Origin of the sequence: Marinibacterium profundimaris (genome assembly GCF_002210095.1) — a bacterium.
Classification (GTDB): domain Bacteria; phylum Pseudomonadota; class Alphaproteobacteria; order Rhodobacterales; family Rhodobacteraceae; genus Marinibacterium; species Marinibacterium profundimaris.
In genome coordinates this window covers 21,450-38,268 of sequence record NZ_AQQR01000009.1, presented here as the reverse complement: position 1 = coordinate 38,268, position 16,819 = coordinate 21,450, and the positions used below count along the sequence as shown (strand labels likewise).

17 protein-coding genes are annotated in these 16,819 nt (G+C 65.9%); 4 read left to right on the top strand and 13 right to left on the bottom strand.

Going from position 1 to position 16,819, the window contains the following annotated elements; all coding sequences use genetic code 11:
- Nucleotides 1-2 precede the first annotated feature (2 nt).
- From ATO3_RS18495 to ATO3_RS18485, 3 genes are read left to right on the top strand one after another with little or no spacing between them, the layout of a single operon-like run.
- Entirely contained in the window at nt 3-1,496 is a 1,494-nt protein-coding gene (locus tag ATO3_RS18495; RefSeq protein ID WP_088651383.1) for a class I adenylate-forming enzyme family protein, read from the top strand.
- A complete protein-coding gene (locus ATO3_RS18490) occupies nt 1,489-1,842 on the top strand; it encodes a MaoC family dehydratase (protein WP_088651382.1) in 354 nt (117 codons plus the stop codon). The genes ATO3_RS18495 and ATO3_RS18490 overlap by 8 nt, the downstream gene beginning before the upstream one ends.
- Nucleotides 1,842-2,261, top strand: a complete 420-nt coding sequence (locus ATO3_RS18485; RefSeq protein WP_088651381.1) for a hotdog family protein — start codon at nt 1,842-1,844, stop codon at nt 2,259-2,261. The genes ATO3_RS18490 and ATO3_RS18485 overlap by 1 nt, the downstream gene beginning before the upstream one ends.
- Here ATO3_RS18485 and ATO3_RS18480 read toward each other — a convergent pair.
- The 11 genes from ATO3_RS18480 to cyoA form a co-directional block, all read right to left on the bottom strand.
- Nucleotides 2,245-2,982: an alpha/beta fold hydrolase gene (locus ATO3_RS18480; RefSeq protein ID WP_143747305.1), complete on the bottom strand. Its 738-nt coding sequence runs from the start codon at nt 2,980-2,982 to the stop codon at nt 2,245-2,247. The two genes, ATO3_RS18485 and ATO3_RS18480, sit on opposite strands and share 17 nt — an antisense overlap.
- Nucleotides 2,979-4,037 carry a branched-chain amino acid ABC transporter permease gene (locus ATO3_RS18475; RefSeq protein ID WP_088651379.1) on the bottom strand — a complete coding sequence of 353 codons (1,059 nt, stop codon included), beginning with the start codon at nt 4,035-4,037 and terminating at the stop codon, nt 2,979-2,981. Before ATO3_RS18475 ends, ATO3_RS18480 begins: the two co-directional genes overlap by 4 nt.
- Nucleotide 4,038: 1 nt before the next feature.
- Nucleotides 4,039-5,070 carry a branched-chain amino acid ABC transporter permease gene (locus ATO3_RS18470; RefSeq protein ID WP_088651378.1) on the bottom strand — a complete coding sequence of 344 codons (1,032 nt, stop codon included), beginning with the start codon at nt 5,068-5,070 and terminating at the stop codon, nt 4,039-4,041.
- Nucleotides 5,070-5,792, bottom strand: a complete 723-nt coding sequence (locus tag ATO3_RS18465) for an ABC transporter ATP-binding protein (protein WP_088651377.1) — start codon at nt 5,790-5,792, stop codon at nt 5,070-5,072. Before ATO3_RS18465 ends, ATO3_RS18470 begins: the two co-directional genes overlap by 1 nt.
- Nucleotides 5,785-6,549 carry an ABC transporter ATP-binding protein gene (locus tag ATO3_RS18460; RefSeq protein WP_088651376.1) on the bottom strand — a complete coding sequence of 255 codons (765 nt, stop codon included), beginning with the start codon at nt 6,547-6,549 and terminating at the stop codon, nt 5,785-5,787. The genes ATO3_RS18465 and ATO3_RS18460 overlap by 8 nt, the downstream gene beginning before the upstream one ends.
- A gap of 65 nt (nt 6,550-6,614) precedes the next feature.
- Nucleotides 6,615-7,787, bottom strand: coding sequence for a substrate-binding domain-containing protein (locus ATO3_RS18455; RefSeq protein WP_088651375.1), 1,173 nt, complete (start codon nt 7,785-7,787; stop codon nt 6,615-6,617).
- Nucleotides 7,788-8,043: 256 nt separating this feature from the next.
- Nucleotides 8,044-8,754: an SURF1 family protein gene (locus tag ATO3_RS18450; RefSeq protein ID WP_088651374.1), complete on the bottom strand. Its 711-nt coding sequence runs from the start codon at nt 8,752-8,754 to the stop codon at nt 8,044-8,046.
- Nucleotides 8,751-9,116: a cytochrome o ubiquinol oxidase subunit IV gene (gene cyoD / locus ATO3_RS18445; protein ID WP_088651373.1), complete on the bottom strand. Its 366-nt coding sequence runs from the start codon at nt 9,114-9,116 to the stop codon at nt 8,751-8,753. The genes ATO3_RS18450 and cyoD overlap by 4 nt, the downstream gene beginning before the upstream one ends.
- Entirely contained in the window at nt 9,113-9,754 is a 642-nt protein-coding gene (gene cyoC, locus ATO3_RS18440; protein WP_088651372.1) for a cytochrome o ubiquinol oxidase subunit III, read from the bottom strand. Before cyoC ends, cyoD begins: the two co-directional genes overlap by 4 nt.
- Nucleotides 9,751-11,781, bottom strand: coding sequence for a cytochrome o ubiquinol oxidase subunit I (gene cyoB, locus ATO3_RS18435; RefSeq protein ID WP_088651371.1), 2,031 nt, complete (start codon nt 11,779-11,781; stop codon nt 9,751-9,753). Before cyoB ends, cyoC begins: the two co-directional genes overlap by 4 nt.
- 4 nt (nt 11,782-11,785) lie before the next feature.
- Entirely contained in the window at nt 11,786-12,904 is a 1,119-nt protein-coding gene (gene cyoA, locus ATO3_RS18430) for a ubiquinol oxidase subunit II (protein WP_088651370.1), read from the bottom strand.
- A gap of 206 nt (nt 12,905-13,110) precedes the next feature.
- Between cyoA and ATO3_RS18425 the strand changes: the two genes are divergently transcribed.
- Nucleotides 13,111-14,379, top strand: a complete 1,269-nt coding sequence (locus tag ATO3_RS18425; RefSeq protein ID WP_143747304.1) for an MFS transporter — start codon at nt 13,111-13,113, stop codon at nt 14,377-14,379.
- A gap of 361 nt (nt 14,380-14,740) precedes the next feature.
- Here ATO3_RS18425 and ATO3_RS18420 read toward each other — a convergent pair whose 3' ends face one another.
- A complete protein-coding gene (locus ATO3_RS18420; protein ID WP_088651368.1) occupies nt 14,741-16,252 on the bottom strand; it encodes a tripartite tricarboxylate transporter permease in 1,512 nt (503 codons plus the stop codon).
- A gap of 10 nt (nt 16,253-16,262) precedes the next feature.
- Entirely contained in the window at nt 16,263-16,805 is a 543-nt protein-coding gene (locus ATO3_RS18415) for a tripartite tricarboxylate transporter TctB family protein (protein ID WP_233152222.1), read from the bottom strand.
- Between the last annotated feature and the right edge of the window lie 14 nt (nt 16,806-16,819).

The following is a 16,819-nucleotide window of genomic DNA, read 5'->3' as shown; positions in this document are numbered from 1 at the left end:
TCATGTTTGATGCCGTGCCTGACATGGCGCAGAAACGCGCAGAACTCACGCCCGGGCGGATCGCCTTTCGCGACGCCGGGCAGGGGCGCGACTGGACCTTTGCCGAAGTCAACGCCGCGGCGGATGCCATAGCCGAGGGGCTGGAGGCCGAGGGGCTGGCCGTGGGCGACCGGCTGGGCATCCTGTGTTTCAACCGGGCCGAATTCTTTCTTGTGCTGCTGGCGTGTCAGAAGACCGGCATCATTCTGTGTCCTGTGAACTGGCGCGAACCGGCCGGGCAGCTGGCCGCCATGCTGGCGCCGATCCGGCCCCGGGCCCTGCTGCACGATGATGCCCATGCCGCGCTGGCCGCCGGGGTGGCCGCGCGCACGGGCGCGATATGCCTGGGGATCGAGGACCGGGTTGCCGGCTGGATCGCGGGGCAGGGGCGGCCGCGCCGCGACCGGATCCCGGCCGAGCGGCCCTGGTACCTGCTGTTCACCTCCGGCACCACGGGCCAGCCCAGGGCGGTGATCCAGACCGCGCGCATGGCCTGGGCCAACGCGGTCAACATGGGTCAGGCCGTAGGGCTGACGGCGGCGGCGAGATCGGTCAATTACCTGCCGCTCTTTCACACTGCCGGGATCAACCTGCACACGCTGCCGGTCTTTCTGAATGGCGGGGTCTCAACGATCCTGCCGCGCTTCGATGCGCAGGAGGTGCTGGACCTGCTGGCCCGGGGAGAGGTGACCCATTTCTTCGGCGTGCCCGCCATTTACCAGGCGTTCTCGTTAAGCCCGGATGTGGATCGCGTCGACTGGTCGGGGATCAGCTGCGGCTGCGGCGGGGCGCCCTTGCCCGAACCGCTGATCGAGTCCTTCGCCGCGCGCGGGGCGCATGTGCTCAACGGTTGCGGGCTGACCGAGACCGGGCCGACGGTGTTCCTGATGGATGAGGCCGGGGCCGGGCGGAAGGTCGGGTCGGTCGGCAAGGCCCAGATCCTGACCGAGGTGCGGCTGGACGGCTTGCCCGATGGCCTGCCCGGGCAGGGCGAGGTCCAGCTGCGCGGGCCGGGCATCACGCCGGGCTATTATGGCGACGCCAAGGCGACCGCGCGGGCCTTCACCGAGGATGGCTGGCTGGCGACGGGCGATATCGCGCGGCGCGATGCCGAGGGCTATTACTGGATCGTGGACCGCATCAAGGACATGTACATCTCGGGCGGAGAGAACGTGTACCCGGCCGAGGTCGAGCGCATCCTGACCACCCATCCCGCCGTGCTGGAGGCCGCCGTCGTCGGCGTGCCCGACGACCGCTGGGGCGAGGTCGGCGCCGGCTTCGTGATGCTGCGTCCGGGGGCTGCGGTGGACGATCCCGAAGCGCTGCGCCACTGGTGCCGCGAGCGGCTGGCCGGCTACAAGGTGCCGGCCCGGATAAGGGTGGTCGAGGAGTTCCCGCGCACCGCCGCCGGCAAGATCCGCAAGCCCGAGCTGCGCAAGGCGCTCAGCTATGCTTGACCTGCGCGCGACCTGGACGCCCGCCCAGGCGGAGTTCGACGCCTTTGCCGGGGTCTCGGGCGATGACAACGCGATCCATGTGGACCCGGGCTATTCCGCGCGCACGGGCTTCGGGCGGACGGTCAGCCACGGGATGCTGATCTATGCCCGGCTCTGGGCGCTGCTGGTGCAGGCCCGGCCCGGGGTGCGGCAGCTGCGCCAGTCGATGATGTTCCCGAACCCGGCCTTTGCCGGGGATCCGCTGGAGCTGACGATCACCGAAACGGCGCCCGGGGTGCTGACGCTGCGCGCCGTCCGGGTGGCGGACGGCGCCGAGGTTCTGGTCGGACAGGCGGGGATCGCCTGATGCGGGTGGGTGACAGCGCATCGGTGACACGGTGCTTCACCGCCGGGGACATGGCGGGCTTTGCCGCGGTGGCGGGCGCAGGGGCAGGTGCAGGGGGGCACGTGCCCGAGCCGCTGATCGGGGCGCTGTTTTCCTATCTGCTGGGCGTCAGATTGCCGGGGCAGGGGACGAATTACCTCAAGCAGGACATGACCTTTCACGCGCCCGCGCCCGTGGGCACGCCTCTGACCGCCACGGTCGAGATCACGCGCCTGCGTCCCGACAGGCGGCTGGTCGATCTCTGGGCGCGCTGCGTGCTGCCGGACGGCACGCTGGTCTGCGAGGGCAGGGCTCTGGTCAAGGCCGCTGAAGGGGCAGGGGAGGGGGCCGCCGACCGGGCCACGGGCCTGTCCGGGCCGCCGGTCAAAGCGTCCGGGTAAAGGCCCGCACGGCCTGTGCGAAGGCGTCCGGTTCCTCCAGATGCGGCGAATGACCCGACCTGCGGAACACGTGACGCCGTCCCTGCGGTGCCTGCGCCGCGATCCAGTCCGAGGCCGCTGCGGGATAGACCCGGCTGTGCGCGCCGGAACAGATCAGCCAGGGAATGTCGATCCGTGGCACGATGGCGCGGGCGTCGAGATCCACCAGCATGTCCCAGGCCCGGCGCATGGTGTCCGGGTCCTGCGACAGGATCGCCGACCGGGCCTCGGCGCGCCGGGCCGCGTCGTCGGAGGCGAACATCGAGGCGGCGATGCCGTGGCTCGCGCCGTCCCAATCCCGCCGGAAGCGTCGGGCAATGGCCGCGATCGAGCCGTCGTCCTGGTCCGCGAGCCCGTGCGGCCAGTCCGGGGCGGGTCGCATCCGGGGGCTCATGTCGACGGTGATCAGCCCGGCGATTTCGCCGGTTCCGTGACACGCCACGTAGCGCCAGAGCGCGGCGGCCCCCATCGACCAGCCCACCACCACAGGCGCGCGGAGCGGGGCAAGGGTCTGCGCGATGCTCTCGGCCAGGGCATCGGCCGTGGGCGCCACGTGCCGGGCGCGGCCGTGGCCGGGCAGGTCCGGGGCGATGCAGGCATGATCCGACAACCGGCCCGCCAAGTCGTCGAAGACCGCCCCCGTCATCGTCCAGCCGTGCAGGAGCACGAGAGGCCGGCTCACCCCTGCCGCCCGGCCCTCAGCCGCCCGACGATGCCGGTCGGGAAGAAGTAGACGCTGAGGATGAAGAGCACGCCAAGCCACATCAGCCAGCGATCGGGATCGAGGAAATGCGGCAGCAGAGGCAGGTTCGCGGTGGCCTCCTCGGCCACGCCCATGAGGTTCTGCAGGTAGTTCTGGGCCAGCACGAAGATCGTCGCCCCGATCACCGCGCCGTACATCGTGCCCATGCCGCCGATCACGACCATCAGCAGGATATCCAGCATGATCTCGAACGAAAGCGTGGTGTCGGGCCCGACATAGCGCAGCCAGATCGCGAAGAGGCTGCCGGCCAGGGCGGCGACGGCGGCCGACAGGCAGGTGGCGGCGGTACGGTACCAGACGACCTTGTAGCCGATGGCCTCGGCGCGGAACTCGTTCTCGCGGATCGCCTCGAGCACGCGGCCAAAGGGCGAATTCACGATCCGCAGCAGCAGCAGGAACAGCGCGCCCGAGCAGAAGAAGATCAGGTAATAGTTCAGGATCTTGCCGTTGATCTTGACCCCGGCGATCTCGCCCAGCCGGAAGGCGGGGGTCAGCGCGCGCGGGATCGAATAGTTCAGCCCGTCCTCGCCCCCGGTGATGGTCGAGAATTGCGAGACCAGAACGGCGACGGCCGAGGCCACGGCCAGCGTGATCATGGCAAAGAAGATCGCGCGCACGCGCAGGCTGAAAAGCCCGATCAGCACGGCCAGCACCCCGGCGGCGAGGGCGCCCAGCGTGGTGCCCAGAAGCAGCGGGCCGAAGCCGCGCCCGAGATGATCGGAGGCCAGCGCCACGCCGTAGGCGCCCAGCCCGAAGAACATCGTGTGGGCGAAGCTGACGATGCCCGTGTAGCCCAGCAGCAGGTCGTAGCTGGCCACCAGCACGATGAAGATGCAGATCCTTGCGGCGGTTTCCAGAGACCGCACGCCTGGAAACAGGAACGGGGCGAGCGCCAGGCAGACGAGGATGATCAGCAGAATGATCGTCAGCACGACCGAGTTCGGCTTGTCGCCGGAGAGCAGTTTGACCAGCATGTTACTTTGCCTTCACCACGGGCAGCATTCCCTGCGGCCGCCACATCAGGATCGCGGCCATCAGCGCGATATTGGAAATCAGGGCCAGCTTGGGTTCGAGGAAGGCCAGGTAGTTCTGCAAGAGCCCCACCAGCAGCGCGCCGATGAAGGCGCCCTCGACCGAGCCCAGCCCGCCGATGATCACGACGATGAACACCAGGATCATCATCTCTTCGCCCATGCCGGCGGTGATGACCTCCTGGTAGAGGCCCCACATGACGCCGCCCAGCCCTGCCAGCGCCGAGCCGGCGATGAAGACGCCGATGAAGACGATCCGCAGGCGATAGCCAAGCGCCTCGACCATCTCGCCATTGGCGACGCCCGCGCGGACGATCAGGCCGATCTTGGTGCGCAGCAGGACCATCCGCATGGCGACGAACAGGATCAGGCCGATGACCACGGCCAGCAGCCGGTATTTCTCGACCGCCGCACCGGCGAAGGTGACGGCGCCCTTCAGCATCTCGGGCCGGGTGAGAAAGATCTCTTCGGGGCCCCAGACCATCTGGATCAGCTGTTCGATGACGATGAGGCCGCCGACGGTGACGAGGATCTGTTTCAGATGCGCGCCATAGACGGGCCGGACGATGACACGTTCGAACCCCCAGCCAAGCGCGCCGGTCACCGCGATGGCGGCGAAGACGGCCAGCAGCACGGCCAGGATGTTCAGAACCAGCGACGGCGCCCCGGTCCAGCCCGACAGCGCCAGCAGCACCGAGATGCCGACATAGGCCCCGACCGAGATGAAGGCGCCGTGGCCGAAGTTGATCACGTCCATCAGCCCGAAGACGAGGGTGAGGCCCGAGGCCATGATGAAGATCATCATCCCCATGGCCAGCCCGGACACGGTCAGTGTCAGCCAGGACGATGTCGTGCCGATGGCGAAAAAGCCCAGCACGACGAGGACGGGCACCAGCAGGAAGGGCGCCGCCTTTTCCAGCCGGTCCGACAGGCTGAGTGCGGCGAAGGTGGGGGTATGGTCGGGGGCGGCGGACATCAATGCGCCTCCATGCTGAGGCCCATCAGGCGTTCCTGAAGGGCGGCGTCGGTGGCCAGCTGGGCCATCTCTCCGGTCCAGATGATGCGGCCGTTTTCCATGACGGCGACGGTGTCGCCAAGCGCCTTGGCGACCGAGAAGTTCTGTTCCACCAGCAGGATCGACGCGCCCTGGCGTTTCAGCTCGCGCAGGGCGCCGGCCATGGTCGAGATGATCGCGGGGGCCAGACCCTTGGTGGGTTCGTCGATCAGGTAAAGCCTGCGGTCCTCGGCCATGGCGCGGGCGATGGACAGCATCTGCTTCTGCCCGCCCGACAGCGTGCCGGCGGGGGATTTCCAGAAGGTTTTCAGCGGCGGGAAGACGGTGAAGAGCCAGTCCAGCCGGGCCGGATCCAGGGGGCCGGAGACGGCGGCCAGCACCATGTTCTCCTCGACGGAAAGGTCGCCGAAGATGCCCATGTCTTCCGGAACGAACCCGATGCCGGCCCGGGCGCGGGCCGGGACGGGCAGGGCGGTGATGTCGCTGCCGTCGAAGGAGATGGTGCCGGATTTCGCCTTCCAGTGGCCGATGATCGTGCGCAGCGTCGTGGTCTTGCCCACGCCGTTGCGGCCCAGCAGCATGGTCACGCCGCCGCGCGGCACCTGAAGGTCGACACCTTCGAGGATGTGGTATTGCGCGATGTCGGTATGCACACCCGACAGCGTCAGGATCGGGTCAGACATCGTCCAGCTCCTTGCCCATATAGGCCTCCTGCACGATGTCCGAGGCCATGACCTCGGCCGGGGGGCCATCGGCGGCCAGCGCGCCGTTGTGCAGCACGATGATCCGGTCGGCGAGCGTGCGGATCACGTCCATCTTGTGTTCGACCAGCAGGATCGTGCGGTCCGTGTCGTGCTTCAGCTCGGCGATCAGGTCGAGGACGACGGGCGCTTCGTCGGCGCTCATGCCCGCTGTGGGTTCGTCGAACATGTAGACCTTCGGGTCGAGCGCGATCAGCAGCGCGACCTCCAGCTTGCGCTGGTTGCCGTGGCTCAACTCGCTGACCTTCTGGTCCTTGAGGCGGTCCAGCTTCACCCGGTCCAGCACCGCCATGGCGGCGGTGGTCAGTTCGGTATGGCTCGACGCCATGGAGAACAGGGAAAAGCCCTTGTGTTGATGCGCCTGGATCACCAGGCGCACGTTTTCCAGAACGCTGAGGTCGGGAAACAGGTTGGTCAGCTGGAACGCCCGGCCCAGGCCCTTGCGGCAGCGCTCGGCCACGCCCTGGCGGGTGATGTCCTCGCCCATCAGCCGGACGCTGCCCGCGCTGGACGGGATCTGGCCGGAGATCAGGTTGAAATAGGTGGTCTTGCCGGCCCCGTTCGGGCCCACGATGGCGGTCAGCTCGCCGGCGCGAAAGGCGCAGGACACGGCATCCACGGCCACGTGCCCTCCGAAACGCACGGTCAGACCGTCAGTTTCCAGAAGCGTCTGGGTCAAGGGAAAGCCTTTCTGGTCGAACTGCAGGTCGCGCGCGCAGCGTGGCGCGCGCGACCTGATTGCGATCAGTCGCGGACCGGGATGTCCATGTCGTCGATGCCGATCTCGCGGACGAGGACGGGCACGCCGTAATCCTTGCCGTCCTGGATTTCGGTGACGAAGTGGTACATCGGCTGCAGCGCCTGGTGATCCTCGGCGCGGAAGATCATCGTGCCCTTGGGCGACGGGAACTCCATGCCTTCCATCGCCTCTATCAGCGCCTCGGCGTCATCGGCGCCGCCGGCCTTCCTGATGGCCTCGACCACGGCGATGCCCGCCGCCATGCCGCCGGCGGTGAAGAAATCGGGCGGGGTGCCGTAGCGGTCCATATGCTGTTCGACCAGCCAGTCGTTCACCTCGTTGTCGGGGATCTCGTAGTAGTAATACGTGGCCCCTTCCATGCCCGGCAGTTCCTTGTAGGCGGTCAGGGCCGCCAGGATGTTGCCGCCCGTGGCGATCTCGATCCCGAAGCGCGAGGGATCCATGGCGTTGATCTTGCCCATCGGGTTGCCGCCGCCGGCCCAGATGATGAAGAGCTTCTTCTCGCCCTCGATATCGCCCATGGCCTGAAAGATCCGTTCGGCCGCGGCGGTGAAATCGGTGGTGTCGGTGGGCACGTATTCCTCATGCGCCAGCGTCGCGCCGGTGGCTTCCAGCGCCTCCTTGAACGCCGCCACGCCATCGCGGCCAAAGGCGTAATCCTGTGCCAGCGTCGCGATCGTCACGCCTTCGCCCCCCAGGGCCACGGCATTGGCGATGGCATCCTGGGACGAATTGCGCCCGGTGCGGAAGATGAACCGGTTGCGGTTCTCGCCGGTGATCGAGTCGGCCACCGCCGGTTCCACGATCAGGAGGCGTTCGTATTCCTCGGCGACCGGCAGCATGGCCAGCGCCACGCCCGACGACACCGGGCCGACGGCGATCTGCGCGTCGTCGTCGCCATAAGCTTCGGCCAGCATGGCCTTGCCAATGTCGGGCTTCAGCTGGGTGTCCTTTTCGATGACGGTGATCGGCTCTCCGTCGATCTCCATGGTGCCGTCGGTGGCATATTCGAGGCCCAGCATCAGGCCGATATGCGACTGCGCGGCATAGGCTTCGAGCGCGCCGGTCTTGCCGTAGACATGGGCTATGCGGATTTCGGCGGCCAGGGGCGTTGCGGCCAGCAGCGCGGCCACGCCCAGGGCGAGTGTGCGGTTCATGTGAAAATCCTCCCGATTACCACTCCTGCACATGATGAAACATGAATCACTATTCAGGTCAATAATGGCGAGGGGTCAGGCAGCAGATATGGGGCGGCGTTCGGTCCCACGCGGGTCACGAGAGGACGGCTCATCGGGGAGGGGGCAGACCGCGAGGCGGTCGCGTCTTTCATGGTGGCGAAATGTGTCACGCGTGTTGCGCGCGGGCGGGGGATTGCGCGGGCTGTGCCACGGCGGGGTGCCCGGGGCAGGGGGATCAGCCGCGCAGCCTGTCCCGCATCACGATGCCCATGCCGACCAGGAACAGCACCGCCATGGCGTACCATGTCAGCGCGTAGGACAGGTGCGAATTGCGGAAGCGGATCATCGTCAGCCCGCCGCGGGGCCAGTCGGCCGGCGGGCCCATTTGATCGGCGTCGATGAAATAGGGCGCGGGATCGGCGATGCCCGACACCTCCGATAGCGCCGCAACATCGCGCGAAACCCAGCGGTCCGCCGCCGGATCGTTGCTTTCCAGCAGGGTGCCCTCCGGCTCGGTGATGCGCAGCAGCCCCTCGACGCGGACAGGACCTACGGGCCTCGACCAGTCGTCGCGCGGCAGGCCGTTGGGCACGAAGCCGCGGTTGATCCAGATGGTGCTGGCGGAGGTCTCCAGCGGGGTCATGACCCAGTAGCCGGGACCAAGCTCCGTCACGGCCTTCACGAGGTGCGAGGCGTCGTGGCGGAACCGTCCCTCGGCCACCACGCGGCGATAGACATCATCGTCATCGCTCACCGGCCCCGTCGGCGCGGCGACGGGTGTGCCATGGGCACGGGTCTCGACCGCTTCGATCAGGTCCAGCTTCCAGTGCAGCCGCCGGACCTGCCAGGTGCCAAGCCCGACCAGCGTGACAAAGATCACCCCGGCCAGGCCCAGGATCGTCAGGTCCAGCCAGAGCGGGCGGCGCGGCCCGCGGCCTTCGCTCATGGAAGGTTGCGGACCCGCTCGATCTGCTCATGCGCGGGCATCATGTTTTCCTCCAGGTGGAACATCACCCAGATCGAGCCCGACAGCACGATCACCAGCAGGATCGCGGTGAAGATCATCGACATGGCCTGCCAGCCGTGTTCGGCGGTGCCGGTGACATGCAGGAAGTAATGCACATGCACGATGATCTGCACCGCGCCCAGCCCGAAGATCACCGCCAGCGCCCAGCCCAGGCCGATGTCGGCCTCGCTCATCACCAGCCAGAAGGGGATCACCGTCAGCACGACCGACAGGGCAAAGCCGGTGAGGTAGGATTTGTAGGACCCGTGTGCGGCGTCGTCTTGATGGGTTGGGGCGCTCATTGCAGGACTCCCGCGAGATAGACGAAGGAAAACACCCCGATCCAGATCAGGTCGAGGAAGTGCCAGAACAGGCTGAGGCACATGACGCGGCGCTGGTTTTCGGCGGTCAGCCCATGCAGGCCGACCTGGATCAGCAGCACCACCAGCCAGATCGACCCGAACGTGACGTGCAGCCCGTGGGTGCCGACGAGGGTGAAGAAGGCCGACAGGAAGGCGCTGGTCGAGGGGGTCGCGCCGATGTGCCACAGATGGGTGAATTCCTTGACCTCCAGCCCCAGGAAGGCGAGGCCGAAGCCAAGGGTCACCACCATCCAGAGGTAGAACATCGCGGTGTTGCGCTGCTGCATGTTGATCACGGCAAAGCCGTAGGTGATCGACGAGAACAGCAGCATGAAGGTGGACAGGAGGATCATGTCGATCTCGAACAGATCCGCGGGCGAGGGGCCCGCCGCGTAGTTCTGGCCGACCACCGCGTAGACGGCAAAGAGCACCCCGAAGATGAGGCAATCGCTCATCAGGTAGATCCAGAAGCCCAGCATGGTGCCGGTTTCGTGGGGATGCTCTTCGCCGTCGTGATGCGGCGTCTCGATCACGTGATACTCGGGCATGTCCGTTGCGGAAGGCGTTGCGGTGCTCATTCTGCGGGCTCCATGCGCGGGCCACGGGCCGTTTCGATCGCGCGGACCTCTTCGGCCGGGACATAATAGTCACGGTTGTAGTTGAAGGTGTGGCCAATGGCCCAGAGGATCGCCGTGACAAAGCCGAAGGCGGCCATCCACCAGATGTGCCAGATCAGCCCGAAGCCCATCACCGTCAGCAGGCCGGCGATCACCACGCCCGATGCCGTGTAGCGCGGCATGTGGATCGGCGCGAACCCATCGGTCGGGCGCTGGTAGCCATGGCGCTTCATCTCGGCATAGGTGTCGATGCCATGCACGCGCGGGGTAAAGGCAAAGTTGTAATAGGGCGGCGGCGAAGAGGTCGACCATTCCAGCGTCCGCCCGTCCCATGGATCGCCCGTGTCGTCGCGCAGCCGCTCGCTGTCGCGATCGCGGATCGAGACGTAGAGCTGGATGAAGAACGAGGCGATGCCCCCGGCGATGAACAGCGCACCGATCGCGGCGGTGATGAAGTAGGCCGCGTAGATCGTGTCCTCGAACTGGCTCAGGCGGCGGGTCACGCCCATCAGCCCCAGCAGGTAAAGCGGCATGAAGGCAAGGTAGAAGCCGATGATCCAGCCCCAGAAGCTGAGGTGGCCCCAGTAGGGATCAAGCTTGAAGCCGAAAGCCTTGGGGAACCAGTGCGTCACCCCGGCGAAGACGCCGAAGACCACGCCGCCGATGATCACGTTGTGGAAATGCGCGACCAGGAACAGCGAGTTGTGCAGCACGTAATCCGCCGGCGGAACGGCCAGCAGGACCCCGGTCATGCCACCGATGGTGAAGGTCAGCATGAAGGCGATGGTCCACATCATCGGCAGCTCGAACCGGATGCGCCCCTTGTACATGGTGAACAGCCAGTTGAAGAGCTTCGCGCCCGTCGGGATCGAGATGATCATCGTGGTGATCCCGAAGAACGAGTTCACGCTCGCGCCCGCGCCCATGGTGAAGAAGTGGTGCAGCCAGACCAGGTAGGACAGAACCATGATCACGCAGGTGGCATAGACCATCGAGGTATAGCCGAAGAGCCGCTTGCCCGAATAGGTCGACACCACCTCGGAGAAGATGCCGAAGATCGGCAGGATCAGGATGTAGACCTCCGGGTGGCCCCAGATCCAGATGAGGTTGACGTACATCATCGGGTTGCCGCCCAGTTCGGTGTTGAAGAACTGGGTGCCGATGTAGCGGTCGGCGGTGATCAGGGCGAGCGTGGCCGCCAGCACCGGGAAGGAGGCGACGATCAGGATGTTGGTGCACAGCGTCGTCCAGGTGAAGATCGGCATCCGCATCCAGGTCATGCCCGGGCAGCGCATCTTGACGATGGTGACCACCAGGTTGATCCCCGACAATGTCGTGCCGATCCCGGCGATGTTCAGCGCCCAGAGGTAGTAATCCATGCCCACGGAGGGCGAATATTCCAGCCCCGAGAGCGGCGGATAGGCCAGCCAGCCGTTGGTGGAGAATTCGCCGACGAAAAGCGAGATCATCACCAGCACCGCGCCCGACACCGTCAGCCAGAAGCTGAGGTTGTTGAGGAACGGGAAGGCCACGTCGCGTGCGCCGATCTGCAGGGGCATCACGTAGTTCATGAAGCCGGTGACAAAGGGCATCGCGGCGAAGAAGATCATGATCACGCCATGGGCCGAGAAGATCTGATCGTAATGGTGCGGGATCAGGTAGCCTTCGTAGCCCATCGAGGCCAGCGCCTGCTGTGACCGCATCAGCAGCGCGTCGGCAAAGCCGCGCACGAACATGATGAAGCCCAGCACCATGTACATGATGCCGATCTTCTTGTGGTCGATCGAGGTGAACCATTCGGACCACAGATAGCCCCACCATTTGTACTTGGTGAGCAGGTAGAGAACGACGGAGGCGATGATCGCCACGCCGATGAAGGTGCCGACGAGCACGGGCTCGTGGATCGGGATCGACTGCCAGGTGAGCTTGCCGAAAATCGGGTGCACGTCGGTGTGGACGGCGGGAAGGTGCGTCAGGTCGGTGGCCATGGTCTTACTGCCCTTCGGGTCCTGTGGAGGTCTGCGGTTTGGCCGTCGATACCGGCGGCATCGGGGGGGTGCCCCCGATGGCCGACAGCAGCGCGGCTTCGCGATGGGCGTCCTGCGGGCGCAGGATCTCGATCAGGGCATGCGGATTTTCCGCGGTGCACAGCCCGCGGTAGATCTCGCGGTTATAGATCCCTTCCAGCCCGCCGCCGCCAAGCGCATCGACCATCATCATGTCGTTCAGGCACAGCGACTGGTCGTCGACGCATTGGTTTAGGATCCGGGTCCAGAGCCCGTCCTCGACTGTGCCGTAGGGCGTGACCGGATGTTTCATCGAGGGCTGGTCCAGCGCGACAAAGGCGTCGCGGTCCAGCGTTGCGCCTTCGGAGCGGACCTTTTCGACCCATTCGTCGAACCCGGCCTCGTCCGTGGAATGGAAGGTGAACCGCATCCAGTTGTAGCCGAGGCCCGAGTAGTTGGAGGCAAAGCCCTCGTAGACGCCATCCTCGTTCATGACGGCGTTCATCTCGGTCTCCATGCCGGGCATGGTGTAGATCATGCCGGCCAGCGACGGGATGTAGAAGGAGTTCATCACCGTGGAGGAGGTCAGCTTGAACTCGACCGGGCGGTCGGTGATCGCGGCGACCTCGTTGACCATGGCGATGTTCTGTTCGGGGTAGATGAACAGCCATTTCCAGTCGAGCGCGACGACCTGGATGGTCAGCGGCTTGACGGTTTCGTCCACCGGGACGCCCGGCGCGATGCGCCTGACCTCGTCATAGGGGTTCAGCCGGTGCGTCGCGACCCAGGTCAGCCCGCCGAGGCAGATGATGATCGCAAGCGGCAGCGACCAGACGACGATTTCGAGGCTGATGGAGTGATCCCAGTCCGGCTCGTAGCGCGCCTCGCGGTTCGATTCGCGGTACTTCCACGCGAAGAACACCGTCAGCGCCAGGACCGGCAGGATCACGATCAGCATGAGAATCGTGGAATATATGATAAGTTCGCCCTGCTGGGCCGCCACGTCGCCGGATGGGTTCAGCAGCAAAAGGTCGCATCCCGACAGGAGGGACGCCGATATCACGAGAGCCGATACCGATAGGATGCGGGAGCGCCGGGTGCTCATGGTCTGTCTCCGTCTCGATTTTTCCGGACATGGCAGGTCTGGGTCATGGCAGGTCGGCCAATGGCTGGCAGCAACATCCGGCGAGGGCGGGATATCTCGCAGTTGCAGAAAAACGCAATGGCTTCTTGATGAAATTCCCACTGATTTGATAAGGCACAAGCGCGCACCCCGCTTCAGGCGGCCGCCCCTCTATCGGAGAACCTCCCGTGACAACCATAGATAACCACGCTTCCCGGCACGTGACCATGGACGAAATCGTCACCACGGTGATCATGGCGCGCGTGACGGATTTCTTCGGATTTTTTGTCTACGCGATCGCCTCGGCCATCGTCTTCCCGCAGCTGTTTTTTCCGAATTTTGATCCCGTCACCGGCACAATGCTGTCTTTCCTTCTGTTTTCTCTGGCATTTATCGCCCGCCCCGTGGCCGGACTTCTCGGTAGGCGGGTGCAGCGGCGGCTTGGCCGGCAATGGAAAGTGGTGGCCGCACTGATGATCCTTGGCACCTCGACCGTCGCGATCGGGCTGCTGCCCGGCTACGAGAAGGCCGGCGTCGCCGCGCCGCTGCTGCTGGCCGTGATGCGCTTTCTTCAGGGCATCGGCCTGGGCGGTGCCTGGGACGGTTTGACGCTGCAGTTGCAAAATGCCGCACCGAAGAACAGGAACGGTTTCTACGCGATGATCCCGCAACTGGGCGGCCCGCTGGGCTTCGTCGTTGCGGCGTCTCTCTACTTCGTGCTCACCGGTTTCCTGACGGACGCCGAGTTCATGCAGTTCGGCTGGCGCTTTGCCTTCTTCGCCGTTTTCGCGGTAAACGTCGTGGCGCTGTTTGCACGGATCCGTTTGCTTGAAGCGGATTTCGGCGGCGATCGGGCGCCGCTGCAATCCGCCCCGTTCCGCGAGCTTCTGGACACCCAGTGGCGGCCGATCGTGGTTTCGACCTTCCTGCCGCTGGCAAGCTACGCGCTGTTCCACATGGTCACGGTCTTCCCGCTGGCATACGCGCTTCTGTATACCGACCAGCCGATCTCGAACATCCTGCTTTACCAGCTGATGGGCGCGATCCTCGGGGTCTTCGGCGTGATCATGTCGGGGATCCTGGCGGACCGGATCGGGCGGCAGACCGTGCTCTGGATCAGCACCTCGCTGATCGTGCTCCTGTGCCTGAGCATCGGCACGCTGGAGTCCGCGCCCTGGGTCTTCATTCTGCTGGGCTTCCTGCTGCTGGGCTTCGCCTATGGCCAGGCCAGCGCCATCGTGCCCAACCGTTTCCCGGCCGAGTTCCGCTATTCCGGCACGGCGGTCGCGACCAACCTGTCGTGGCTGTTCGGCGCGGCCTTCGCGCCGCTGGCGGGTCTGGTGCTGACCAATGCCTTCGGGCTCTGGGCGGCGGCGCTCTACCTGCTGTCGGGGGTGATCGTGACCTCTGTCACGCTGTACCTGTTCCAGCGCTGGACACGCCGGCAACTGGCCTGACCGTCGCGCGCCACCGACCTGGCGCACGTGACATTAAAAAGGGGAGCCGGCTCATCTCCGGCTCCCCTTTTTGTCCTTTCCGGACCCCCCTTCGGTGTGACCGGTAAGATTGACCCGGCTCAGCCGCCTGACGCCTGCGAGCGTGCCATCCGATCGGATGCCTGCCCGGACTGCGTGGAAGAGGACTGCGTCTCCTGCGCATCGCCGTGCCGCCCGTCCTGATGCGTTCGGGGGGCGCGATCTGCCCCGGCGGCAGGCCCGCCGGCAGAGGATGCAGGACCCGGGCCGCGCATGTAGTGGCGCTCGGGCCGATAGGCGAAGCGCGTCCGCAGCTGGTCGATCATTGCCCTGACCCTGCGGGTCATCGCGGCCCCGCCAGGTGAAGGCGCTGCGTCAGGCGGGATTTGAACCTGGCGGGCGTGACGACCCAGAGGATCACCAGCACGTTGATTGCCAGGATGGTGGCGCAGATCGGCCGGTCGAGAAAGATCTCGAACCCGTCGCGCGACAACAGCAGCGAGCGGCGATAGTTGCCCTCGGCAATGGGGCCCAGCACGATACCGATGACAATGGGCGCCAGCGGGTAGTCGAACCGGCGCAGCACGTAGCCCACCGCCCCGAAGAGGAAGGCCATCCACAGGTCGAAGACCGAGGATTGCAGAGCGTATACCCCCACCAGCGACAGCAGCAGAACCGAGGGCACGAGGAACTTCTTCTTCAGTTTCAGAACCGAAACGAAGACCGGCGTCAGCAGGATGCCCAGCACGAAGAGAAAGACATTGGCAAGCAGGTAGGCCAGGAACACGCCGCCGACGATGTCGCCGCTCAGCGTGAAAAGCTGCGGCCCGGGCTGCAGGCCCAGCAGAAGCAGCGCGCCCATCAGCACGGCGCAGGCGGCATCGCCGGGGATGGCCAGCGCAAGCGTCGGTATCAGCGCGCCGCCGCAGCAGGCGTTGTTGGAGGATTCGGTCGCGACGACACCGCCCACCGCGCCCTCGCCATATGTTTCGCCGCCGCGGTTTCCGGCGCGGGCGATGGCATAGGCGGTGAACGAGGCGATGATGCCGCTGGCGCCGGGCAGGGCGCCGAAGAAGGTGCCGATCACGCTGGAGCGCAGCAGGTTCCACTTGTGCTCCAGCATCAGGAACAGCGACCGGAACGAGACGCGGACATTCTGCACGTCGGGACGGGCATCCATGTGCCCCTCGCGAATCTGGAACGCGGCTTCGGACAGCGCGAAAAGCCCGACGACGACGGCGACGATGTGGACGCCGCCAAGCAGGTCGGACATGCCGAAGTCGAAGCGGTAGGCGTTGTTCATCGGGTCGGTGCCGACCATGGCGATAAGCAGGCCGAGGCAGCCCGTCAGCAGGCCCTTGAGCGTGGATTCCGACGACACCACGGCAATCGAGAGCAGCCCCGTGATGGCCAGGGCGAAATACTCGGGCGGACCGAAATTGACCGCGACCTGCGCCAGCAGCGGCGCGAAGAAGACCAGGACGATGCCGCCGAAGATCCCGCCGATGGCCGAGGCCGAGATCGCCACGCCGATGGCGTCACCGGCCCGGCCGTTCTTTGCCATGGGATAGCCGTCAAGCAGGGTGGCGGCGGCCAGGGGTGTGCCGGGTATCCTTAGCAGGATCGCCGCGACCGCGCCGCCGCAGGAGCCGCCGACATAGATCGCGATCAGCATCCCCATGCCGGCCACCGGGGGCAGGTAATAGGCCAGCGGCAGCATGAGGATGATGCCCATCAGCGGGCCAAGCCCGGGCAGAGCGCCGACCCGCAGACCGCCGATGCAGCCGAAGGCCACCAGCAGGATCACCTGCGGCGATGCGAGCAGGTCCATTCCGGACAGGAGCATGTCGAACATGGACGAATCCTCAGAACAGGCCGAGCGGGAGCGAGATCCCGAAGACGCCCGTGGGCAGGACGACCTTCAGGATGCCCTCGAAGACGAATGAGACCAGCAGCGTGATGCCGGCGCCGGCGACCACCGCGCGCCACCAGGGCCGGACGCCGAAGAGCGCGAAGAGCCCGGTCATGAGCGCAAGGGTCGCCAGTTGGAAGCCGAGCGGCTGGAGCAGCAGGAGATAGAGCACAACCGCCCCGATCATGCCGATCAGCATGCCTTTGCGCAGGGCTTCCGGCTCTGGGGGAATGTCAGGGGTGGTGTCGACGGCGTGGATCTCGCCAGGGCGGGGCATCCGCCCAATGAGCATCATCACGGCGATCAGGGCGGATAGCCCGAGCATCACCCAGGCCACCAGCCGCGGGAACATCGCCGAGTTGGACAACGGATCCCCGCTGGCCGCGCCCTGGGCGGTCAGCGAGGTTGCGATCTGCTGAAAGACCAGGGCGACGACGGCGAGAAACGCCGCAAGTACCAGCCATTCCGCTGTCCGTCGCTGTCCGCCCTGTTCCATCAAGAGTACCTCCG

What these genes read in the sequence shown, in the direction of transcription:
- ATO3_RS18470 (WP_088651378.1), bottom strand. Translation starts at nt 5,070, where the DNA reads ATGTCCGCCGCCCCCGACCATACCCCCACCTTCGCCGCACTCAGCCTG.
- cyoA (WP_088651370.1), bottom strand. Translation starts at nt 12,904, where the DNA reads ATGAGCACCCGGCGCTCCCGCATCCTATCGGTATCGGCTCTCGTGATA.
- cyoB (WP_088651371.1), bottom strand. Translation starts at nt 11,781, where the DNA reads ATGGCCACCGACCTGACGCACCTTCCCGCCGTCCACACCGACGTGCAC.
- ATO3_RS18450 (WP_088651374.1), bottom strand. Translation starts at nt 8,754, where the DNA reads ATGAGCGAAGGCCGCGGGCCGCGCCGCCCGCTCTGGCTGGACCTGACG.
- ATO3_RS18415 (WP_233152222.1), bottom strand. Translation starts at nt 16,805, where the DNA reads ATGGAACAGGGCGGACAGCGACGGACAGCGGAATGGCTGGTACTTGCG.
- ATO3_RS18495 (WP_088651383.1), top strand. Translation starts at nt 3, where the DNA reads ATGTTTGATGCCGTGCCTGACATGGCGCAGAAACGCGCAGAACTCACG.
- ATO3_RS18465 (WP_088651377.1), bottom strand. Translation starts at nt 5,792, where the DNA reads ATGTCTGACCCGATCCTGACGCTGTCGGGTGTGCATACCGACATCGCG.
- ATO3_RS18490 (WP_088651382.1), top strand. Translation starts at nt 1,489, where the DNA reads ATGCTTGACCTGCGCGCGACCTGGACGCCCGCCCAGGCGGAGTTCGAC.
- ATO3_RS18455 (WP_088651375.1), bottom strand. Translation starts at nt 7,787, where the DNA reads ATGAACCGCACACTCGCCCTGGGCGTGGCCGCGCTGCTGGCCGCAACG.
- cyoD (WP_088651373.1), bottom strand. Translation starts at nt 9,116, where the DNA reads ATGAGCGCCCCAACCCATCAAGACGACGCCGCACACGGGTCCTACAAA.
- cyoC (WP_088651372.1), bottom strand. Translation starts at nt 9,754, where the DNA reads ATGAGCACCGCAACGCCTTCCGCAACGGACATGCCCGAGTATCACGTG.
- ATO3_RS18475 (WP_088651379.1), bottom strand. Translation starts at nt 4,037, where the DNA reads ATGCTGGTCAAACTGCTCTCCGGCGACAAGCCGAACTCGGTCGTGCTG.
- ATO3_RS18420 (WP_088651368.1), bottom strand. Translation starts at nt 16,252, where the DNA reads ATGTTCGACATGCTCCTGTCCGGAATGGACCTGCTCGCATCGCCGCAG.
- ATO3_RS18485 (WP_088651381.1), top strand. Translation starts at nt 1,842, where the DNA reads ATGCGGGTGGGTGACAGCGCATCGGTGACACGGTGCTTCACCGCCGGG.